General features: G+C 71.6%; 15 protein-coding genes and 2 pseudogenes. 7 read left to right on the plus strand and 10 right to left on the minus strand.

The window, feature by feature from the left end; all coding sequences use genetic code 11:
* Positions 1–5: 5 nt before the first annotated feature.
* The 5 genes from B5557_RS20830 to B5557_RS20850 form a co-directional block, all read right to left on the minus strand.
* Positions 6–794 (minus strand): aldose epimerase family protein, encoded by a 789-nt coding sequence (locus B5557_RS20830; protein ID WP_079660895.1) that lies wholly within the window; start codon positions 792–794, stop codon positions 6–8.
* A gap of 64 nt (positions 795–858) precedes the next feature.
* Positions 859–1662: an SRPBCC domain-containing protein gene (locus tag B5557_RS20835; RefSeq protein ID WP_107472617.1), complete on the minus strand. Its 804-nt coding sequence runs from the start codon at positions 1660–1662 to the stop codon at positions 859–861.
* A 124-nt stretch (positions 1663–1786) separates the two neighbouring features.
* The gene (locus tag B5557_RS20840) at positions 1787–3436 is read right to left on the minus strand and encodes a polyamine aminopropyltransferase (protein WP_079660897.1); all 1650 of its coding nucleotides are present in this window, start codon (positions 3434–3436) and stop codon (positions 1787–1789) included.
* A 79-nt stretch (positions 3437–3515) separates the two neighbouring features.
* Positions 3516–4076 (minus strand): DUF2617 family protein, encoded by a 561-nt coding sequence (locus B5557_RS20845; protein WP_079660898.1) that lies wholly within the window; start codon positions 4074–4076, stop codon positions 3516–3518.
* Between the two features lie 408 nt (positions 4077–4484).
* Positions 4485–4802, minus strand: coding sequence for a hypothetical protein (locus tag B5557_RS20850; RefSeq protein WP_079660899.1), 318 nt, complete (start codon positions 4800–4802; stop codon positions 4485–4487).
* A gap of 141 nt (positions 4803–4943) precedes the next feature.
* Here B5557_RS20850 and B5557_RS20855 point away from each other — a divergent pair, with 141 nt between their 5' ends.
* From B5557_RS20855 to B5557_RS20865, 3 genes are all read left to right on the plus strand, one after another.
* Complete coding sequence (locus B5557_RS20855) at positions 4944–6143, plus strand: pyridoxal phosphate-dependent aminotransferase (protein WP_079660900.1); 1200 nt, start codon at positions 4944–4946, stop codon at positions 6141–6143.
* 162 nt (positions 6144–6305) lie between these two features.
* Complete coding sequence (locus B5557_RS20860) at positions 6306–6563, plus strand: type II toxin-antitoxin system Phd/YefM family antitoxin (protein ID WP_037676836.1); 258 nt, start codon at positions 6306–6308, stop codon at positions 6561–6563.
* Between the two features lie 9 nt (positions 6564–6572).
* Entirely contained in the window at positions 6573–6833 is a 261-nt protein-coding gene (locus tag B5557_RS20865) for a Txe/YoeB family addiction module toxin (protein WP_067029017.1), read from the plus strand.
* Between the two features lie 70 nt (positions 6834–6903).
* On the opposite strand, the gene B5557_RS20870 is transcribed toward B5557_RS20865, so the two are convergent.
* Positions 6904–8124: a hypothetical protein gene (locus tag B5557_RS20870; RefSeq protein WP_159424404.1), complete on the minus strand. Its 1221-nt coding sequence runs from the start codon at positions 8122–8124 to the stop codon at positions 6904–6906.
* Between B5557_RS20870 and B5557_RS20875 the strand changes: the two are divergent.
* From B5557_RS20875 to B5557_RS20890, 4 genes and pseudogenes are all read left to right on the plus strand, one after another.
* A pseudogene (locus B5557_RS20875) lies at positions 8035–9992 on the plus strand (DEAD/DEAH box helicase); the annotation flags it as partial. The gene B5557_RS20870 and the pseudogene B5557_RS20875 sit on opposite strands and share 90 nt — an antisense overlap.
* Positions 9989–11302: an SWIM zinc finger family protein gene (locus tag B5557_RS20880; protein ID WP_079660902.1), complete on the plus strand. Its 1314-nt coding sequence runs from the start codon at positions 9989–9991 to the stop codon at positions 11300–11302. The pseudogene B5557_RS20875 and the gene B5557_RS20880, both read left to right, overlap by 4 nt.
* 157 nt (positions 11303–11459) lie before the next feature.
* A pseudogene (locus B5557_RS20885) lies at positions 11460–11687 on the plus strand (aminotransferase class I/II-fold pyridoxal phosphate-dependent enzyme); the annotation flags it as partial.
* A 232-nt stretch (positions 11688–11919) separates the two neighbouring features.
* Complete coding sequence (locus B5557_RS20890) at positions 11920–12768, plus strand: S1 family peptidase (protein ID WP_079660903.1); 849 nt, start codon at positions 11920–11922, stop codon at positions 12766–12768.
* Positions 12769–13034: 266 nt separating this feature from the next.
* Here B5557_RS20890 and B5557_RS20895 read toward each other — a convergent pair whose 3' ends face one another.
* The 4 genes from B5557_RS20895 to B5557_RS20910 form a co-directional block, all read right to left on the minus strand.
* Entirely contained in the window at positions 13035–16610 is a 3576-nt protein-coding gene (locus B5557_RS20895; protein WP_079660904.1) for a BTAD domain-containing putative transcriptional regulator, read from the minus strand.
* A gap of 266 nt (positions 16611–16876) precedes the next feature.
* Complete coding sequence (locus B5557_RS20900; RefSeq protein ID WP_231976424.1) at positions 16877–17500, minus strand: hypothetical protein; 624 nt, start codon at positions 17498–17500, stop codon at positions 16877–16879.
* A gap of 174 nt (positions 17501–17674) precedes the next feature.
* A complete protein-coding gene (locus B5557_RS20905) occupies positions 17675–18625 on the minus strand; it encodes a sporulation-delaying protein SdpB family protein (RefSeq protein WP_079660905.1) in 951 nt (316 codons plus the stop codon).
* Positions 18626–18642: 17 nt separating this feature from the next.
* The gene (locus B5557_RS20910; protein WP_159424405.1) at positions 18643–19134 is read right to left on the minus strand and encodes an SdpA family antimicrobial peptide system protein; all 492 of its coding nucleotides are present in this window, start codon (positions 19132–19134) and stop codon (positions 18643–18645) included.
* Between the last annotated feature and the right edge of the window lie 69 nt (positions 19135–19203).

Below are 19203 nucleotides of genomic sequence, written 5' to 3' on the forward strand. Positions count from 1 at the left end.
TCAGCTTAGAGGCGGCTCCAGCGCCAGGTGGTGTGGGCCTCCAGCGGCTCCAGGGGCGTGACCAGGCGCGGGAGGGTGTTCAGGCCGTCGGGCGGGCCGGTCTGCGGCTCCACGCACACGGCCGCCTCCTGCTCGTCGTAGACGACGACCCATTCCTCAGGGCTGGTCACCCGCACCGCGAGCTGTCCGGGCCAGGTGAGGGTGACGTCGACGCCGCCGGGCATGCCGAAGCAGTCGTCCCACGGGCCGGGCGTGGGGTCGATGCGGTTGCCGGTGGGCAGATGGTCGTCGCCGCGTTCCTCCTGCCAGGCGGGCTCGAAGGCGACCCGCACGTCCTCGTCCCCGAGGTTCCGGTTGAACCACGGGTGCCAGCCGATCTGCGCCGGGAACGACGAGTCGTACGTCTCCACGGCCATCCCGAGCGTCAGGGCGTCCTCGGCGAGCGTGACCACCTGGGTGACGCGGCCCGCGTACGGCCAGGGCTCCACCAGGTCGTACGTCAGCACGACCTCGTCCGCCGTCCGCCGCGCGACCTTCCAGACGCCGTCGCGGACGGTGCCGTGGATGGCGTTCGGCGCGGCGTTCAACGGCATCTGGTGGACGGTTCCGCCGTCCCGGAACCGGCCGTCCCGGATCCGGCCGCACCAGGGAACCATCGGGAAGCACCCGAACCGCTTCCCCTGGCGCAGCAGTTCGAGGCCGCCGACGCGCAGCCCACCGACCCGGCCGCCGTTGCCCGGCTGCACGGTCACCTCCGCGTCGCCCGCGGTCAGCGTGATGTCTTCGTTACTCACGGGACGAGCCTAGTGGGGCGATCAAGGGGGTCCCGGCCGGAGGGGGCTCGACCGGAGATCGGCGTCAACCGCGCCGGCGCAGTGCCCTGCCGACCACGATCGCCGACGCCACCACGAGTGCGGCCGCGGGCGCGGCCCAGCGCAGGGTGCTGTTGGGTACGACGGTCTGCGGGGCCGGGACGGGAGCGTAGCGTCCGCGCGGCGGAGCGTGGTCGACCTCCTCGGCGCTGCGCCCGATCATCGTCCGACGCGCGTGCGCCGCCTCGGCGGGCGGCTCCCCGGGGGCGGTGAGGTCCTCGAAGACGGGGGCGGGGGGCAGGGGCTCGTCCACGTCGCCCACGTCGTCCACGTCGTCCATGTCGTCCTCGTCGTCGAGGTCGTGGACGTCGATGACCTCGACGTCGTCGCCGCCGTCGTCCGCCTCTTCGGCTTCGGCCGTCTCCTCGGCCGCGCCCGCTCCCAGGTTTGCCGCGAAGCGGTTCAGCAGGCGGGCGATCGCCGAGTCCACCGTCTCCGGCGGCAGTTCGGTGACCCGGCCGTCGGCCGACGCCGTCCCCTCGAAGCGGAGCGTCGTGCCGGCGCCGGTCTCCCGCAGCCGCAGGGTGAGGGCGAGTTTCACCGTGCCGCTGCCGCGGGCCTCGGTCGCGTCGCCCTCCACGGCGTACGTACCGTCCTCGCGTGGCGTGACGCGTACGGCACCCCGGTAGGTGATGGTGTGGCCGCCGATACGCACCTTCAGCCGCCCGGCGACGGGCTCGGTGCCGGCGTCCTGCTGGAGGCCGGGGACCGCCCGGGCCACCTGCGCGGGGTCGGCGAGGGCCGCCCGCAGCCGCTCGGCCGGAACCGGAACCAACACCTCTTGCTCCATGAGTGGGGAGCCTACCCAGCGGTCACCGGAAAGCACCCGGCGAAACCGGGATTCGGCCCTGCCGAGCTCCGACCGGTGGTACGCGACCGCACTCGGAGCAGGCCACTACGGCGTCACCCCGGCGTCAGTACCGTGGATGGATCAACGTGGAGGCCCGTACGCCCGGCACCCGGGTGTCCTGTACGGCCCGGGCGTCCGCGGTCAGGTCCGCCTGGGTCAGGGTGTGCAGGGGGAGCTCGGCGTGGTCGAGGCGCAGGGGTGGGCCGGGGGCCGGGCCGGGGGCGGCGGTGGCCAGGACGAAGCCCCAGTCGCCGGGGGCGCGGGAGGTGTCGGCGGTGCGGTCGGGGCCGGCGGTGAAGCCGGTGTCGCGGCCGTCGACGCGGTAGGGGGCGGTGTGCAGGCCCGCCGCGCGCATCGTCGCCTCGACCGTCCAGAACACGCGGCGCCGGGTCGCGACCGGGCCGGCGTGCACGGCGAGGCGGCCGCCGGGGGCGAGCGCGCGGCGGGCGAGGCCGTAGAACTCCTGGGAGTAGAGCTTCGTGCTGGCCGTGATCCCGGGGTCGGGCAGATCGGTGACGATCACGTCGTACGTCGCCGGGGGCGCTCCGCGCAGCCAGTGGAAGGCGTCCGCGGTGGCGACGTGGACGCGGCTGTCGCCGTAGGCGTGATCGTTGAGGCGGGACAGGGCGGGGTCGGTGCGGGCGAGCCGGACCAGGCCGGGGTCGAGGTCGACGACGTCGACGCGGCGCACGCCGGGGTGGGTGAGGGCCTCGCGGGCGGCCAGGCCGTCGCCGCCGCCGAGGATCAGCACGCGCGCGTGCGGCCCGTTCATCGCGGGGTGGACCAGGGCCTCGTGGTAGCGGCGCTCGTCGCGGCCGCCGACGCGGAGCCGGCCGTCGAGGTAGACGTCGAGGGGCCGGCCCTCGACGCCGCCGGTGAGGACGATCTCCTGGACGCCGGTGCGTACCGCCACCCGCACGTCGTCGCCGTACACGGCCTGCCGGGCGGCCTGTTCGAAGTCGTCGACGAGGACGGCGGCGGAGGCGAGGACGCCGAGGACGGCGATGTTGGCGACGAGCAGGAAGCAGCGGGCGCGGCAGGTGAGGTCGCGCCGGAAGAGGCCCAGGACCAGGGCGGCGCCGGCGATCACGTTGACCCCGCCGGTCAGCAGCGAGCTCGTCAGCTGGCCCAGCAAGGGCAGCAGCAGGAAGGGAAAGGCGAGGCCGCCGACGAGCGCGCCCACGTAGTCGGCGGCGAAGAGGTCGGCGACGGCGCCACCCGCGTCCTGGCGGCGGATGCGCTGGATGAGCTCCATGAGGAGGGGGACCTCGGCGCCGATGAGCAGGCCGATGGCGAGGGAGAACGCGACGAGGAGGATGCGGGGGCCGTCGGCCCACAGGCCGCCCCAGTCGCCCGTCCAGGCGAACACGGCGTACAGCGCCATGGCGCTGCAGCCGCCGACCAGGGCGAGGCCGGCCTCCAGGGCGCCGAAGCCGGCCGCGGCGAAGCGGCGCAGCCGTTTGGCGGCGAGGGAGCCGATGCCCATCGCGAAGACCATGACGGACAGCACGACGGAGGCCTGGGTGACGGAGTCGCCCATCAAGTAGGAGGCGAGGGCGACGAGTTCGAGTTCGTAGACGAGTCCGCAGGCCGCGCAGACGAAGACGCACGCGAGGACCAGCAGCCGCCCGGTGTCCGGCCGGACGGGGATCCTCGCGGGTCCGCGCCAGGGCGGCGGGGCACCGGGTGGGGCCGGCGCGTGCGGTTCGATCACGACTGCGACGTTACGTCACGGCGCGGGTACCCTTCGTCACCCACACGTGTGAACTCGGGGCTGTGGAGGCGCCGGGCGTTTAAGTCACCGTCCACTGGGGGGTGCCGGTCGGGGACGGGTCGTCGAGGCTCGCCGGTACGCGGATCCCGACTCTCGTCCGGGTCGCCACCAACTGCCCGTCCTGCGGGTAGGCGTGCCAGGTGCGCCAGTGGACCTGGCCCTCGTGACGGTGGGCGAGCAGGGCGGTGAAGGCGTGCGGGCTGCCGGGGAAGACTCCGGCGAGGCCGTGCGGATGCTCGGAGACGAGGGCCAGGAGTTCCTGGGCGCGGCCCGCGAACTGGCCGGGCGAGAGCACCTCGACGCGTGCCGCGAACTCGTACTCCCAGTCGCCCAGCCGCTTGGCGACGCCCAGCGGGAGGGGGGTGCTGCTGCCGGGGATGCAGGCCACTGTCTCCGAACAAGAGCCCTGGTCCTCGTCCAGCAGCACCTGGTGCGAGGCGCCGAGCAGTCTCAACTGGAGTTTCGCCCCGCCCAGTTCGAGGTCGAGGGTGGCGAGGGCGGGCAGCGGCTCGCGCCCCAGGGCCCAGGCGAGATCGGCCGCGCGCGTGTCGGTGTAGGAGGTGTTCAGGGTCGTGAGCATGGGTCGACTCCGCGGAGACGCAAAGAAGAGAGGTTGGGTCCGGCGCACCCCGGTCGACACCGGGAGAACGGCCCCGGTCAGCCCGGTCTGGGAAGGTCGTCCGCTCGGGACGTCCGAAGGGGTCCGAGGGGCTGCGTTGGTGTTTTAGAGGGAATCATGAACTGTGGTGGCGCCACAGCGTTTTTACCCAACTTCGTGGGGTTTCCATCCCTCGGGGGGCTCCACAGCGCAACTGTTCAACTGTGGCGCACGCCAGGCGGTGGGAGATGCATCCGCGCGCCCCACATGAACGGCGCGACCGCGGGTACACGCTGCGGCCGCCGGCGACGTGGCGCGACCGCGGAGCCCGTGGTCGGCCGGGCCCCGCGGTCCGGATGCGGCTCCCCCCGGGAGCTCGGCTGCCCCGTGTCAGCTGCCTCCGCCGCATCCGCCGCCGCCGCAGGACGACCCGCCCCCGCAGGAGTGGCCGCCGCCGCAGGAGTGGCCGCCGTGACCGCCACCGTGACCGCCGTGGTGGCCGCCGCCGGAGCCGCTGTCTCCTCCGCCGGAGCCGCTGTCTCCTCCGCCGGCCCACCAGCTGCCGCCGGCGGCTGCGCTGCCGCCCCCGCCGTGTCCGTGGGACCGGCCGCCGCGGTGCGACCTCGCGGCGTTGCTCTTCCCCGCGTTGACCACCAGGGCCGCCACGAACACGATTCCGATCACCGCCAGGATGATGCCGAAGACCATGGCGCCACCCTCCTTCCCTCTTCCCCCGAAGCGGCCCCCCGTGGGCGCCTCGCGCGCCGCGTGAGCGTTGCGTGAACGGGGGATGCCCGGCCGTCCCGGCCGCCAAAGCGGAGTTGAGGAACTCCAGAGCTTCGGCGCAGGATGTCGGGCATGACCTCCACCGCGCGCCCCTTCCTCAACCGTCGCCTCGCCGAGTTCGGGACGACGATCTTCGCCGAGATGTCCGCCCTGGCCCTCGCGACGGGCTCGATCAACCTGGGCCAGGGCTTCCCGGACACGGACGGCCCCGAGGAGGTCCGCGAGGCAGCCGTGCGGGCGCTGCGGGACGGACGCGGCAACCAGTACCCGCCGGGGCCGGGCGTCCCCGAGCTGCGCACGGCGATCGCCGGCCACCAGCTCGGCCGCTACGGCCTCTCCTTCGACCCGGACACCGAGGTCCTGGTCACCGCCGGCGCCACGGAGGCCATCGCCGCCACCCTGCTGGCCCTCCTGGAGCCCGGCGACGAGGTGGTGGCCCTGGAGCCTTACTACGACTCCTACGCGGCCTGCATCGCCATGGCGGGCGCCGCGCGCGTGCCCGTCACGCTGCGCCCGGACCCCGAGCAGGCCCGGTTCCGCCTCGACCTGGACGAGCTGCGCGACGCGGTGACGGACCGCACCCGGCTGTTGCTGATCAACACCCCGCACAACCCGACCGGCACGGTCCTCACCCGCGAGGAGCTGACCGCGATCGCCGAGCTGGCGGTGGAGCGGGACCTGCTGGTCGTCACGGACGAGGTGTACGAGCACCTGGTCTTCGACGAGGCCGAGCACGTGCCGCTGGCGACCCTCCCCGGGATGCGGGAGCGCACGGTCACCATCGGGTCGAGCGGCAAGACGTTCTCGTTCACCGGCTGGAAGGTCGGCTGGGTGACGGCGACCCAAGAACTCACCTCCGCCGTCCGTTCCGCCAAGCAGTTCCTGACGTACGTGGCCTCGGGCCCCTTCCAGTACGCGGTCGCCGAGGCGCTGCGCCTGCCGGACAGCTTCTTCGAGGAGTTCCGCGCCGATATGCGACGTAAGAGGGAGCTGCTCGCGGACGGGCTGGAGCAGGCGGGTTTCAAGGTGTTCCGGCCGGCAGGCACATACTTCGTCACCACCGACATCCGCCCCCTCGGTGAGACCGACGGCTTCGCCTTCTGTCGCGCCCTCCCCGAGCGGGCGGGTGTCGTCGCCATCCCGAACGCGGTCTTCTACGACCACAAAGAGACGGGGGCACCCTACGTCCGGTTCGCGTTCTGCAAGCGCATCGAGGTACTGGCGGACGCGACGGAACGGCTCCGCAAGGCATTCGCGCCCTGATCACCGTTCCTCAGGGCCGGTCGCCACATCCTCGTTGCCCGCCGCACATCACCCGCCCGGAACTTTCGCGCCAGAGGCCGCCCGGTCTCGGGCGTCATTCCGGCGCTTGCCGCACCACAGGAGTCGACGTACAATTTTCTGTACGTGAAGGGAGGGTAGATCGTGAAGACCATGACGTATTCCGAGTCGCGCGCACGGTACGCCGAGGTGCTCAACTCCGTCACCGACGACCGCGAAGAGGTCGTCATCACCCGGGCCGGACATGAGCCGGTCGTCATCGTCTCACTTGAGGACTACGAGTCGCTGAAGGAGACGGCGTACCTGCTACGGAGCCCGGCGAACGCCCGGCGCCTGCTCGCCTCCATCGACGAGTTGGAAAACGGCGGCGGCACCGTACGCGAGCTGGCGACCGACGAGTAACGGCCGCGAATGAAGATCACATTCTCCTCCCGCGCCTGGGAGGACTACCTGTGGTGGCAGCTTCAGGACCGGAAGATCCTGAAGCGCATCAACACACTCATCGCGGACATCGCCCGGAACGGCAATGAGGGGATCGGCAAACCGGAACCGCTCAAGCACGGGTTCCAGGGCTACTGGTCGCGCCGCATCAACGACGAGCACAGACTGATCTACAAAGCCACCGAGGATGGCGTCCTGATCGCACAGTGCCGCTACCACTACGAGAGCTGACCGGACTCGAGCGGATCGAGCACAGCCTCTGTCGGCCTCAGCGTCGCGTAGCGGTCAGCACCTCGGCACCTCATCCTCGACGCTGGGATCCGACTTTGGTCGCGGACCTGCGCAGTCGCTTCGCCAGTGCCTTGTCCCGAGCCCTCAGAAGCCGCCCTGCCGCCTCCAGCACGGCCCCGGTGGCGGGGTGGCGGCAGCGCCACAGGTCGTCGGCGGCCTGTTCCAGCAGCGGCAGCACCGAGTCCCCCTCCTGTTCCAGGAACATGGCGAGTGCCTCGTCCGCCACGCCGAGCGGGCCCCACAGATGGTCCACGAGCCTCCACAGCTGGAGTTCCGGGCCGTGTCCTTCGGGGATCTCACCACGGTCGGCCAGCGTGATCGCCGCGGTCTCGGCGCAGCCGGGGACCTGGGAAGCCGCGGCTTTGCGCAGGACCGCGAGCGCTCGCGGTTCATCGAGTTCCGCGAGCACCGGCGCGGCGGCAAGGCGGTGGAGGGCAGCATCGGCTTCCAGACCGGCGCAGGCGTCGATGAGCTGGACTGCGGCTGAGCCCTGGCCCCTATGACTGATCCATCCGGTGATCTCGGAGTGGGCGGACTCCTGGTCGTAGTCGAGCAGGGCGTCGAGCAAGGTCGGGGCGTCTGCGTCGGCCAGTTCGCCGATGAGAGGAGCGTGGAATCCCTCGGCGAGCAGGTACTCGCGCAGTCCGTGGCGTCCCAGCGGAGTGAGCCGGAGCCGTGTCCCGGCCGGCGGAGTGCCGTCGCCGTCCTCGGCGCTCGCCTCGATACCGAGGATGCCGAGGATGACGTGATCCCGCTGCCGGCTCGTCTCCGGACCGGTCTCGACCTCCGCCGCCTGATACTCGGCGAGGACAACGGCCGCCTGGTCGAGGATCTGCAGGAGGAACAGTTCGACCAGCCGTGCCTCCTGCTTCGGGAGCCCCTCGCGAAGAGCGCCGACGAGCAGCGCGGTGTCCAGCCATTCGCCGTCGGGAACCTCGTACAACGCCCGCAGCACCACCGCCGTCAGGCCGAGGCCGTCCTCGTCCTCTATGTCCACCGCGCCCAGCAGCACCGGGGACAGGCCGAGGTTCCCGAGGTCGTTCAGATCGTCGAGGTCCTCTCCGAGCGCATCGCACCAGAGTTCCAGTACTCCCTCGTCTTCCGCGGCAGCGGGCAGGCCGGCACCGGGGTGGGCGACGCCCCTGCCGGCCTGGAACTGTCCGACGAGGAGGCCCAGGCGCTGCTGGGCGACGCGGCGGAAAGCCTCGCCGCCGCCGGGGTCGCCGTGCACTGGCCCAAGGAACTGGTTCGCGAGCTGACCGCCTCCGGCGTCCTGGAACCCGTACGCCGCCAGGGGACGCAGTCCTCGGCCGAGTCCTTCCTGTCCTCCGGCGGCCTGTTGGACTTCCGCTGGCAGGTCGCCCTCGGGGACCGGGAACTCACCGCGGAGGAGCTGGAACGGCTGGTCCAGGCGCACCGGCCGATCGTGCGGCTGCGCGACCAGTGGGTGGTCGTGGACCAGGAGCTGGTCCGCCGGCTGCGACGGGCCGCGCAGTCCAGGACGGCGACGTTCACCGCGATCGACGCCCTGGGCGCCGCGCTGACCGGCAGCGTCGAGGTGGACGGCGAACAGGTGGCGGTCACCGCCGGCGGCGTACTGGAGGAACTGGACTCCGGATCGCCGACCCCGAGGCCCGCGCCGCGCGCGAGCCCCGGGGACAGCCGGAAGCCCTTGCCGCGCCCCTGCGCGACTACCAGTTGCGCGGCCTGAACTGGCTGCACCGGATGACCTCGCTCGGCCTGGGCGGCTGCCTCGCCGACGACATGGGCCTGGGCAAGACCATCACCCTGATCGCTCTCCACCTGCGCCGCCAGGAACGGCAGACCACCGCCGGCCCCACCCTGGTGGTCTGCCCCGCCTCGCTGCTCGGCAACTGGGAGCGCGAGATCCAGCGCTTCGCACCGGACACCCCCGTGCGCCGCTTCCACGGCCCCGGCCGCGACCTGGCCGGCCTCGACGGTGGAGCGGACGGCGGCTTCGTCCTGACCACCTACGGGACCATGCGCCGCGACACCGAACGCCTTACCACGCAGCCCTGGGGACTGCTCGTCGCCGACGAGGCCCAGCACGTCAAGAACCCGCACGCGCTCACCGCCCAGGCTCTGCGCCGGATCCCCTCGCGGGGGCGGGTCGCACTGACCGGCACCCCGGTCGAGAACAACCTGTCCGAACTGTGGTCACTGCTCGACTGGACCACCCCCGGCCTGCTCGGCACGCTCACCTCCTTCCGCGACCGCTACGCCACGGCTGTTGAAGGCGACCGCGACGAACAGGCCGCCCGGCATCTGGCCGCGCTGGTCCGCCCCTTCCTGCTGCGCCGGCGCAAGTCCGACCCTGGCATCGCTCCCGAACTACCGCCCAAGACCGAGACCGACCAGCCGGTGTCACTGACGAAGGAACAGGTCTCGCTGTACGAGGCGCTGGTACGCGAACTCATGGCTGAGATCGAGGAGAAGCAGGGCATCGCCCGGCGCGGCCTGGTGATGAAGCTGCTCACCGGCCTGAAGCAGGTCTGCAACCACCCCGCGCAGTTCCTGAAGGAACCCGCGGGATCCAAGCTCCCGGGCCGCTCGGGGAAGCTGGAACTGCTGGACGAACTCCTGGACACCGTCCTGGCCGAGGACGGGTCGGCCCTCGTTTTCACCCAGTACGTGGCCATGGGCGCTCTGATCGAGCGCCACCTGGCCGACCGCGGCGTGGACACCCTGTTCCTGCACGGAAGCACCACGGTCAAACGCAGGGAGGAGATGGTCGACGCCTTCCAGAGCGGGGAGAAGAAGGTGTTCCTGCTGTCCCTCAAAGCCGCCGGTACCGGTCTGAACCTGACCCGGGCCGGACACGTCATCCACTACGACCGCTGGTGGAACCCAGCCGTGGAGGACCAGGCCACCGACCGCGCCTACCGGATCGGACAGACCCAGCCGGTCCAGGTGCACAAGCTGATCGCCGAGGGGACCGTGGAGGACCGGGTCGCCGAGATGCTCCGTCAGAAGAGGGAACTGGCCGACTCGGTGCTGGGCTCGGGCGAGGCGGCGTTCAGCGAACTGAGTGACAGCGAGCTGGCCGAACTGGTCACGCTGCGAAGGACGGGACGATGACCGGGCGCAACCGGCCGGGCGAGTCGGCCGCCCGTACCTTCGAGGCACTCCCGCCGACCAAGGGCAGCCGCGCGCCCTTCGCCGAGTCCTGGTGGGGCCGCGCGTGGCTGCGGTCCTTGGAGGAGTCCTCCCTGGACTCCGGCCGCCTCTCGCGCGGCCGGACCTACGCGCGCGGCGGCGCGGTCGGACCGGTCACCGTCGCCCCCGGCTCGGCCGCCGCCCCGGTGCAGGGCAGCCGCCGCACCCCGTACCGCTCCAGGGTCCAGGTCGAGCAGCTGACGGACCAGCAGTGGGACCGGCTGCTGGACATGATCGCCGAGCGGGCCGCCAACATCGCCGCACTGCTGGACGGCGAGATGCCCGCCGGGCTCGCCGACGACGCGGCAGCCGCCGGTGTCCCGCTGCTGCCCGGCCCACGGGACCTCGACCCCGAGTGCAGCTGCCCCGACTGGGGCTACCCCTGTAAACACGCCGCGGCCCTCTGCTACCAGGTCGCCCGGCTCCTGGACCGCGACCCCTTCGTACTGCTGCTCCTGCGGGGTCGTGGCGAGCGGGAGCTGATGGACGAGCTCGGCCGCCGCAACACCGCCCGCGCCTCCGCCGAAGCCGCGGCGGACACGGCAACCGCAGGCACGGGCCCCGCGGCGCCCCCGGCCCGGCCCGGCGATCCCGCCGGGCCCGCCTTCGTCTCCCGCACCGCACTCCCGCCCCTGCCCAGCCCGCCGCCGCTGCCCGAACGGTCCGGCCGCGGCCCCGCACTGGTGGACTCGGCCGTCCCGGAGCCCGGTCTGGACCCGGCCGCGCTCGAACTGCTCGCCGCCGACGCCGCGACGCGTGCCCACCACCTGCTCGCCGCAGCCCTCGGCGCACGGCACGCCGACACCGCCCCACCCGCCCCGCTCACCGAATGGCAGGACGCCGTACGCCTCGCCGCCACTCACCCCACCCTGGACGTCTTCGCCAGGATCGCTTCGAACTGCGGCCGCACCCCCGGCGAACTCGCAGCCGCCACCCGCGCGTGGCGGCACGGCGGCGTGGCATCCCTGGACACCCTGGAAAGCCCCTGGAACCCGCCCGCCTCCCGCCTGGAGCGCGACCGCGAGGCGCTGCGAGCGGACTGGGCCGACGGCAGACCACCCCGGCTCCGCTCCTGGCGAAACCGCTGGACCGTCGAGGGCCGCGACGCCCAACTGCGCCTGGGCCGGGACGGACTGTGGTACCCGTACACCAAGGACCAGGGCACCTGGTGGCCGGCCGGACCGCCTGACGCCGATCCCGCCGTCGTCCTGACCGCTCTCCTCGAAACATGATGCTCGGGATGCCCCGCGATCCACCGATTCCGTCCCCGGCCGCACGGTGCGTTCGGTCGCGCGGCGGAGATGCGCGGATCCGGTCGGCGTCCCGACCGGCAACGGCGGACTCGGGTGAGCCCGGTGCGCCACATATGAATGAGTGCGTGAACGAGGAGTGGCCTGGGTGACGGCGACCCAAGAACTCACCTCCGCCGTCCGTTCCGCCAAGCAGTTCCTGACGTACGTGGCCTCGGGCCCCTTCCAGTACGCGGTCGCCGAGGCGCTGCGCCTGCCGGACTCGTACTTCGAGGCGTTCCGCGCCGACATGCGAGCCAAACGCGAACTGCTCGCGGGCGGCCTGGAGCAGGCGGGGTTCACGGTCTTCCGCCCGGCGGGCACGTACGTGACGCGGAGCCAGGAAACAACCCGACCGGCGACAACTGACTTCGGCGGCCCCGCGTGCCCGCATCGGCATGCGTAGGTGAACGAGGCGGTCGGATGTCGCTGATATCCGCGCTGTCCTCGCGGCTGAAAGGCGCCCCTTGATCTCTTGCACCCCTACGCCAACAATGTGCATGACAAAACAGTGGGTGGCCGGAAGGTTTCCGGTCGCCTTGTCATAAGGGGACCCCCACGTGAGAAAGCCTCTCGTCGCCGCGATCTTCGCTCTGGCCGTCGCCGGGGCGGGCGCGGTGCCCGCGGTCGCGGCGCCCGTCGGCGTCAAGCCCGCGGCCAAGGCGGCCGAGCCGACGCTCCAGGCCGTCAGCCTCGCCGGCACGGTGGCGCTCAGCAACTGCTCCGGCTCGCTCGTCCGCTTCCCGAACTCCGTGGACACCGACCCGGCGCTGGTGCTCTCCAACGGACACTGCAGCAGCCTTATGGACCCGGGGGTGGTCATCACCAACCGGCCGGCCAACCGGCCGTTCAGCCTGCTCGACTCATCAGGCGCCCAGGTCGCCACGCTGAAGGCCGAGAAGCTCGCGTACGGGACGATGACCGACACGGACGTGGCGATCTACCAGCTCACCACCACCTACGCGGCGATCAAGAGCTCGTACGGGGTGTCGGCGCTGACCGTGCGGGACACACACCCGACCGTCGGTACCGCCGTAACCGTGGCGTCCGGCAGCTGGAAGATGCTCTTTGACTGCAACGTCGACGGGTTCGTCCACCAGCTCAAGGAGGGCAAGTGGACCTGGAAGGACTCGGTCCGCTACACCTCCGCCTGCCAGACCGGCGGCGGCACCTCCGGCTCTCCGGTGATCGACCAGTCCACCGGTGAGATCGTCGCCGTCCACAACACCGGTAACGAGGACGGCGCCTCCTGCACGGTGGACAACCCCTGCGAGGTGGACCCGAGTGGCAACGTCACCGTTCGCAAGGGCATCAACTACGGCCAGCAGACCTACCAGATCCCGGCCTGCTTCACGACCGGCAACCAGCTGGACCTGAACGCCGCCGGGTGCACGCTGCCGAAGCCGTAGCGCTCCGTTGTCAGGTAGAGCGCGCTGACCATGACCTGCTCGGCGCGAGCGTTCATGTCCGTGACGCGCTGGGCACGGTAGGCATCCCAGTCGTCGATCGACGCAACTGTGCGGGGCCCGATGCGTGCCCCGCACAGGGAGACGGATCCAGGATCGACTTCGGTTGAGTCCGCCCACCGGGCAATGTGCGAACGCCGAAGAACGATGGCGATGACGAAGAGCGTTTTGGCGACGGGCGTTTTGGCGACGGGCGATGGGCGACGGGCTCAACCCTGATGAGATGTCATGCCCAGGGCGCGGAAGATGTCCTGGGCCTCCTTCCGATACAGGGCCGGGTCCTCCTCGCCGGTCGCGGCGACGGCGCGGCCAAGGATGTCGAGGCTCTCGGCCAGGGCCCTGCGCCAGCCGGTGCCGCGGTGCACCGCGAGGGCCTCGTGGGCGCGGGCGGCGGCGGTGGCCGCTTCGCCGTGCAGCAGTTCGGCACGGGCCAGGGCGGTGAGGGCCTCGCCCTGCACCATCAGGTGATCCGTACCCCGGGCGATGTCCAGCGCCCGGGAGATCTGCTCCCGGTCGGGGTGGTTGGTCACGGCGGCCAGGCCGAGCAGGGCACGTGCCCGCAGTTCGTCCGCGCCGCGTTCCTCGGCCAGCTTGAGCGCTTCCCGGTAGACGACATCCGCCTCGCCGGGGCGGCCGAGGGCGAGCAGGACGCTGCCGAGGGCGATGCGGGCGTCCGCGCGGTAGTGCTCCTCGCCGTCCTGGTCGAAGAGACGGGTGGCGGTCGTCGCCATGTCCAGGGCGGTGGTGAGGTCACCGGCGTCGCGGTGGACGGAGGACTGGAACCGCAGCACGTACGCCTCGCTGCCCTGTTCGCCGCTCTCCCGGACCATCGTCAGGGCGGTCGTCAGGTGGTGCGCCGCCCGCGCGGGATCCCCGAGGAGGTACAGGGTGCGTCCCAGGTTGGCGTGGGTCAGGATCCGGTTGTGCTGGGAGTCGAGGTTGCGCGGAGCACGCTCGGCCCGCCGCAGACGGTCCAGTGACTCGGTCAGGCGGCCCAGGTCGCGCAGCGTGATCCCGAGCGTGAGCAGGACGACCGGGTGGCCGTCCGGCATGCCGTTGCGCCGGTCGATCTCCGTGGCCCGTTCCAGGTACTCCGCGCCGCGTGTCAGCCGGCCGACGAGCCAGTTCACACTGGCGAGGTTGGTGAGCGCCACAGCCGTACCCTCCAGCCAGCCGCCTGCCTCGGCGAGGGCGAGCGTCTGCTCGAAGTGAGGGATCGCCGCATAGGGGAGGCTCTGGTGGAGGTTCGCGGCGCCGAGCAGGTTGTGCATGGCGGCCTGGGCCACGGGCTCGTCGGCGGCACGGGCGGCGTCCAGGGCGGCCCGGCCGAGGGCCGCCCAGTCCACGGCGATCTTGCGGGTCCAGGAGTGGCCGACGAGGGTGTAGGCGAGCCGCCAGGAGGCGGGGTGGCACTCGGCGGCTGCCTGCTGGACGGCCGCGGCGAGGTTGGGCAGTTCGTCGTCCAGCCAGCGGATCGCCGCGGCGGCGTCGGGGATGCGAGGCGGGGGCACGGCGTTGCCGCGGCCGGCGCCGCCGTCGCCATCACCACCTCCGTCGCCGTGAGTGCCGCCGTCCGGGCCGCTGGTGCCGGTGGGGGGCAGGGGGGCCTGGCCGGGGTACAGCAGTTGGGCGCAGTGGCCCGTGGCGTTCAGCAGCCAGGTGTACAGGGCGTCGGAGGCCGCGTGGCGGTCCTCGGCGGTCTCCTCCAGGCGCAGCCGCTCGGCCGCGTACAGCGCGACCAGGTCGTGGCGGCGGTACCGGCCGGCCCGGTGTTCCCGCAGCAGATGGGCGGCGGTGAGCCGTTCCAGTAGCGCGGCGGCCTCCGCGGGGGCGAGGCCCGCGACGGCCGCGGCGGCGTCGAGACCGGTCTCCGGGCCGGGCACCAGGGCCAGCAGACGGAACATCCGCCGGACCGGGGCGTCGAGGGCGTGGTACGAGAGGTCGAAGGCACCGCGTACGGCGGTGGTCTCGTCGCCGGTGACGGACAGGGCGGTCAGCCGGTCGCCGTCGCGCAGTTCGGCGACCTGTTCCTCCAGTGTGCGCCAGGGGGTGTGGTCGAGGTTGGCGGCGGCGATCCGCAGCGCCAGGGGGAGGTGCCCGCAGGCGTGGGCGAGTTCGGCCGCCGCCCACGGGTCGGCGTCGACGCGCGCCGCGCCGAGGGTGCGATGCAGCAGGAGCCGGGATTCGGCGGGGCTGAGCACGTCCACCCCGATCCGACGGGCGCCGTCGCGGGCGGCGAGTCCGGCCAGCCGGTCGCGGCTGGTGACCAGCACCAGACAGCCGGGCCCTCCGGGCAGCAGCGGCCGGACCTGCTCCGCGTCCGCCGCGTTGTCCAGGACGACCAGCATCCGCCGCTCGGCGGCCAGTGTCCGGTACAGGTCGGCGGCGGTCTCCGGCGTCCCCGGAATGGCTTCCGCGGCCACCCCCAACGCCAGCAGGAACCGGGTCAGCGCCTCCACGGGGCGCACCGGGCCCTCCGGTGAGTGGCCGCGCAGGTCCACGAAGAGCTGGCCGTCGGGGAAGCGGTCACGCACCCGGTGCGCCCAGTGCACGGCGAGGGCGGTCTTGCCCGCTCCCCCGGCACCGGTCAGGGCACAGACCCCGCTCCCACCGCCCGGTCCCTCCCCGGAGGCGGGCAGCAGGGCGTCCAGCCGGGCCAGGTGATCGTCGCGTCCGGTGAAGAACGCGGCGTCGTAGGGCAGCAGCGCGGGGGCGATCGGCGGGGCGGCGGGTGCCGGTGCCTGGGCCTGGGCCTGCGCCTGGGCCTGGGCCTGGACCTGCGGCCGGGAGGTGGCGGCGCGCGGTACGTCCATGCGCAGGATCCGCAGATGGGCGTCGGTCAGCTCCGGACCCGGGCGGACGCCGAGCTGGTCGTCCAGACGGTCCCGCAACGCCGTGTACAGGCTCAGGGCGGCGGCCTGCTCGCCCGAGGCCGCGAGCGCGAGCAGCAGCCGGGCGTGGACCCCTTCGTGCAGTGGCTCCAGGTCGGCGGTCCGGCGCAGTTCGTGGACGGCGTTCTCCGTCGTACCGGCGGCCAGGGCGCTGTCCGCGTACGCCTGGACCAGGGACAGACGCAGCCGGGTCAGGCCCACGGCGGAGGGGTGCTCGCGCAACCCCGGCGCCATGCCCTGGAGGACGGGGCCGCGCCACAGCCGCAGGGCGGCCTCGGCCCGCGCGTACGCCTCGGCCCGGTCGGCGGGCTCGCCCCCGTCGTCGGCGAGGCAGGGCAGGGCGCGCGAGGCCAGGACGGTGAACCGCGCCGCGTCCGAGTCCTGTTCGTCCAGGTCCAGTACGTAGCCGGTCCGGGTCCGGCGCAGTACGCCGCCGGGCGGGTCCTCGGGGTGTGTCGCCGGGGTGAGCAGCCGGCGCAGCCGGGCCACGTAGGTGTGGACCATGTTCGAGGAGCTGGCCGGGGGTCGGCCGTCCCACAGGGTGTCGACGATCTCGTCCTGCGACACGGCGGTGCCCGGGTGCAGACCGAGCAGGGCCAGCAGAGCGCTCTGTTTCACCGCGCCGGGTTCGGCGGGCCGGCCGGCCACCTGGAGCAGGAGGGGACCGAGGACGTCGAGCCGGAGCCGCCGTTCGTCGCCGGGTTCCGGCGCGCTGTCCTGTCCCAGTACCTCCATGAGCCTGAGCACCGACGGGCTGCGCGGTGAGCGCGCCCGGCCCCGCTCGATCTCGCGGATGGTGCGGGTGCTGACCCCGGCGAGTTCGGCGAGCTGCGGCTGACTCAGACCCAGCTGCGCCCGACGGCCACGGAGCCAGGCCCCCAACTGCTCAGGCATGCACCCCTGCTTCTCCCCGCATCCCCGCCGCCCGGCACCGGCGGCGGCCTGACCAAGCGGAACCTCCCGCCACGGATGGATGACAGTACGTGTGCGAGCCACCGTTTGGAGAGATCATTCTCCGCCAACAAGCGGCCGAAAATCCTCAGGCGGAAATTATCTGACGTCATGTCAACTTTCTTCTCATACAGGTGACTTGTACAGCCGAACCGCATCAGCACGCAGGGCGGCTCCGCCGCACGCGACGGAGCCGCCCCTTCGAGGATCTACTTGCCGGCCAGCAGCTTGGTCACGATCGCGACGGCCTTCTCGGTCGTCAGACCGCTCTTGCCTTCCTCGAAGCCCTCCCTGAACACCAGCTTCGTCACGGCTATGGCCACATTCGCCACAGCGACCACGTTCACGACCGCGACCTTGTTCGTCGTCACGAAACTAATCGTGTTGGCGCCCACGGCGGCGCTGGTGTTCTTGCCGGTCACGATCACCGCACCGGAGCCGGTGCCCGTTTCAGTGACTTCCTTGCCGATAGTCGCAGCCATAGTGTCCAGCCGCTCCAGCCCGTCACGGACCCGGAACGGGTCACCCGAGGTGACATCCGCGCGGAACTCCTCGGCGAACCCCGACTCCTTCAGCGTGGCCAGCGCCAGAAAGACCTCCACGTCCCTGGGGGTCGCCCCGACAACCTTCCCCTGCACCAGCGCCAGCTCCGGATACTGCTTGGCCACCACCCCCTCACCCATGAACCCCAGGATGATCTCCGCCGCCGTGAATCCCGAGCACTTCTGCTCCGCCTTGGTCAGCTGCTCCGCGTGCGTCGGCTGCACCGACGCCCACGACACACCCGCCGTACCCGTCGACGCCACCACGCCCACAGCCACCGCGAGCGCCACCGCACGCGCCCCCACAACCAGACGGCCTCGGCTCTTACGCATGATGAGTCCTCATCTCTTGTCGAAATCGGTTTCCACACGACACGGAGCGCCCCCGCCCAGAGACGACCGACCGGGGGCGATGCACGAAAGGGGGCGGTGCCCCAAGGGAAGTTCGGGCCGCCGAAGCGTCCCTCAGCCGGGAACGAGAGTCGTGTCCCGCAGCGATGTCTCGGGCGCCTCGTCGTCACGGGCCGCGCGCCGCGCTCGTAGCGCCGCCAACCGGGGAAGGGCGAGGTTCGTGGTCGGAACCTGGTAGGCGATGACCAGGGCGCCGAACATGATGAACGCGAAGCTGAAGAGGCCCATGAAGAGCGCGATCCCCGCGTGGAGAGCGATTCCCAGCCAGAGCGTCTTGCGGCGCACCTCGGCCTTCCAGAAGAGCGAGAACGCTAGGGCGAGTTCCATGACGAGGACTCCCCAGGTCAGGGCGGTGACCGTGTACGCGTTCTCCAGCAGGGGCTGCATCACGGGCTGCCAGAACGGCAGGAGACCGAAGAACGGATCGTTGAGCCAATAGGCGAGCGCGGTACCGTCCGCCCATTCCGCCACGCCGAACTTCGCCACAGACGACTGGAAATAGATGCCGGCCACCTGGATCCGGATGGCCCAGTGAGTGACGTAGCAGAAGGCGGCGGCGGAACCGCCGAGTTGCTTAGCACCACCCTTGGTGCTCCAGTGCCACCTTCTGTCGTCCACCAGCCCGAACGGAACTATGGACAGGGTGAGGATCAGGGCCACCGTGTCTCCGCCGTCGGGCAGACTGAGCGAGGAGGCGATGCTGAACGCGACCCACCAGTGCGGTATCACCCAGAACCTCGGCCGCCAGCCGATCATCACGGGGATCAGAACGGCTGCCAGCAGATAGCGGCGCACCTCCGGACTCAGCGCGTCCCCGCCGACACAGAATCCCGAGATCGCGGACAGCCCGTCGCAGTACGGGGCGTCCTTCATGCCGATGACGGGATGGAACAGGGCCGCGGCCGGGGTGAGGAACAGTGTGGCGAACATGCCCACGGCGATCAGCGTGCGCATCAGACCGTACACATTGGTGCGTGGGTCGAACCGTTCGGCGGCTTCGGGCACCGCCGGAATCCTGAGTCTCAGCACTGGATGTTCACCTCCGCCGCCTTCGTGACCCGATACTGACCTTCTGTCAGCTTTCGCCAGGCCCATGGAATCGGTTCCTCAAGGGTGAGCACGGCCTTCCCGCACAGCGTCGGGATCGGAGAATCGTTGCGGATCTTCGGAGCCTTGCCGAAATCGTCGAGGCCGCAGTCGGAGACCGTGTACCCCTTACATTTCTTCCAGGCCCGCCCCGGTGTGGCATACATCAGGGTTGCCAGCTCGGGGCCTTGGGCCCGTGTTCTTCTGCTGGCCCCGAACAGATTGGACGCGGACGCGTTGGGTCCGATGAGCAAGCTCCGTGGCGGCCCGTCGGACGAAATCCTGTAAGCACCGTTCGACGGGCTCCGGGGACTCTTCGTGAAGAACGACCAGCCCTGGGGCCAGACCTTGCTGACGTATTGACGCGATGCGACGACTCCCGGCGAAGTGACTGCCGAACTCGGCAGGGCCACCAGCAGCGACGTCACACCGACCGTTCCCCACAGAACGGCTCCGCCGAAGAAAGCTATGCGAGACATGTCTTCTCACCCCCAAGG

This window comes from Streptomyces sp. 3214.6, assembly GCF_900129855.1.
GTDB classification, from domain to species: domain Bacteria; phylum Actinomycetota; class Actinomycetes; order Streptomycetales; family Streptomycetaceae; genus Streptomyces; species Streptomyces soliscabiei.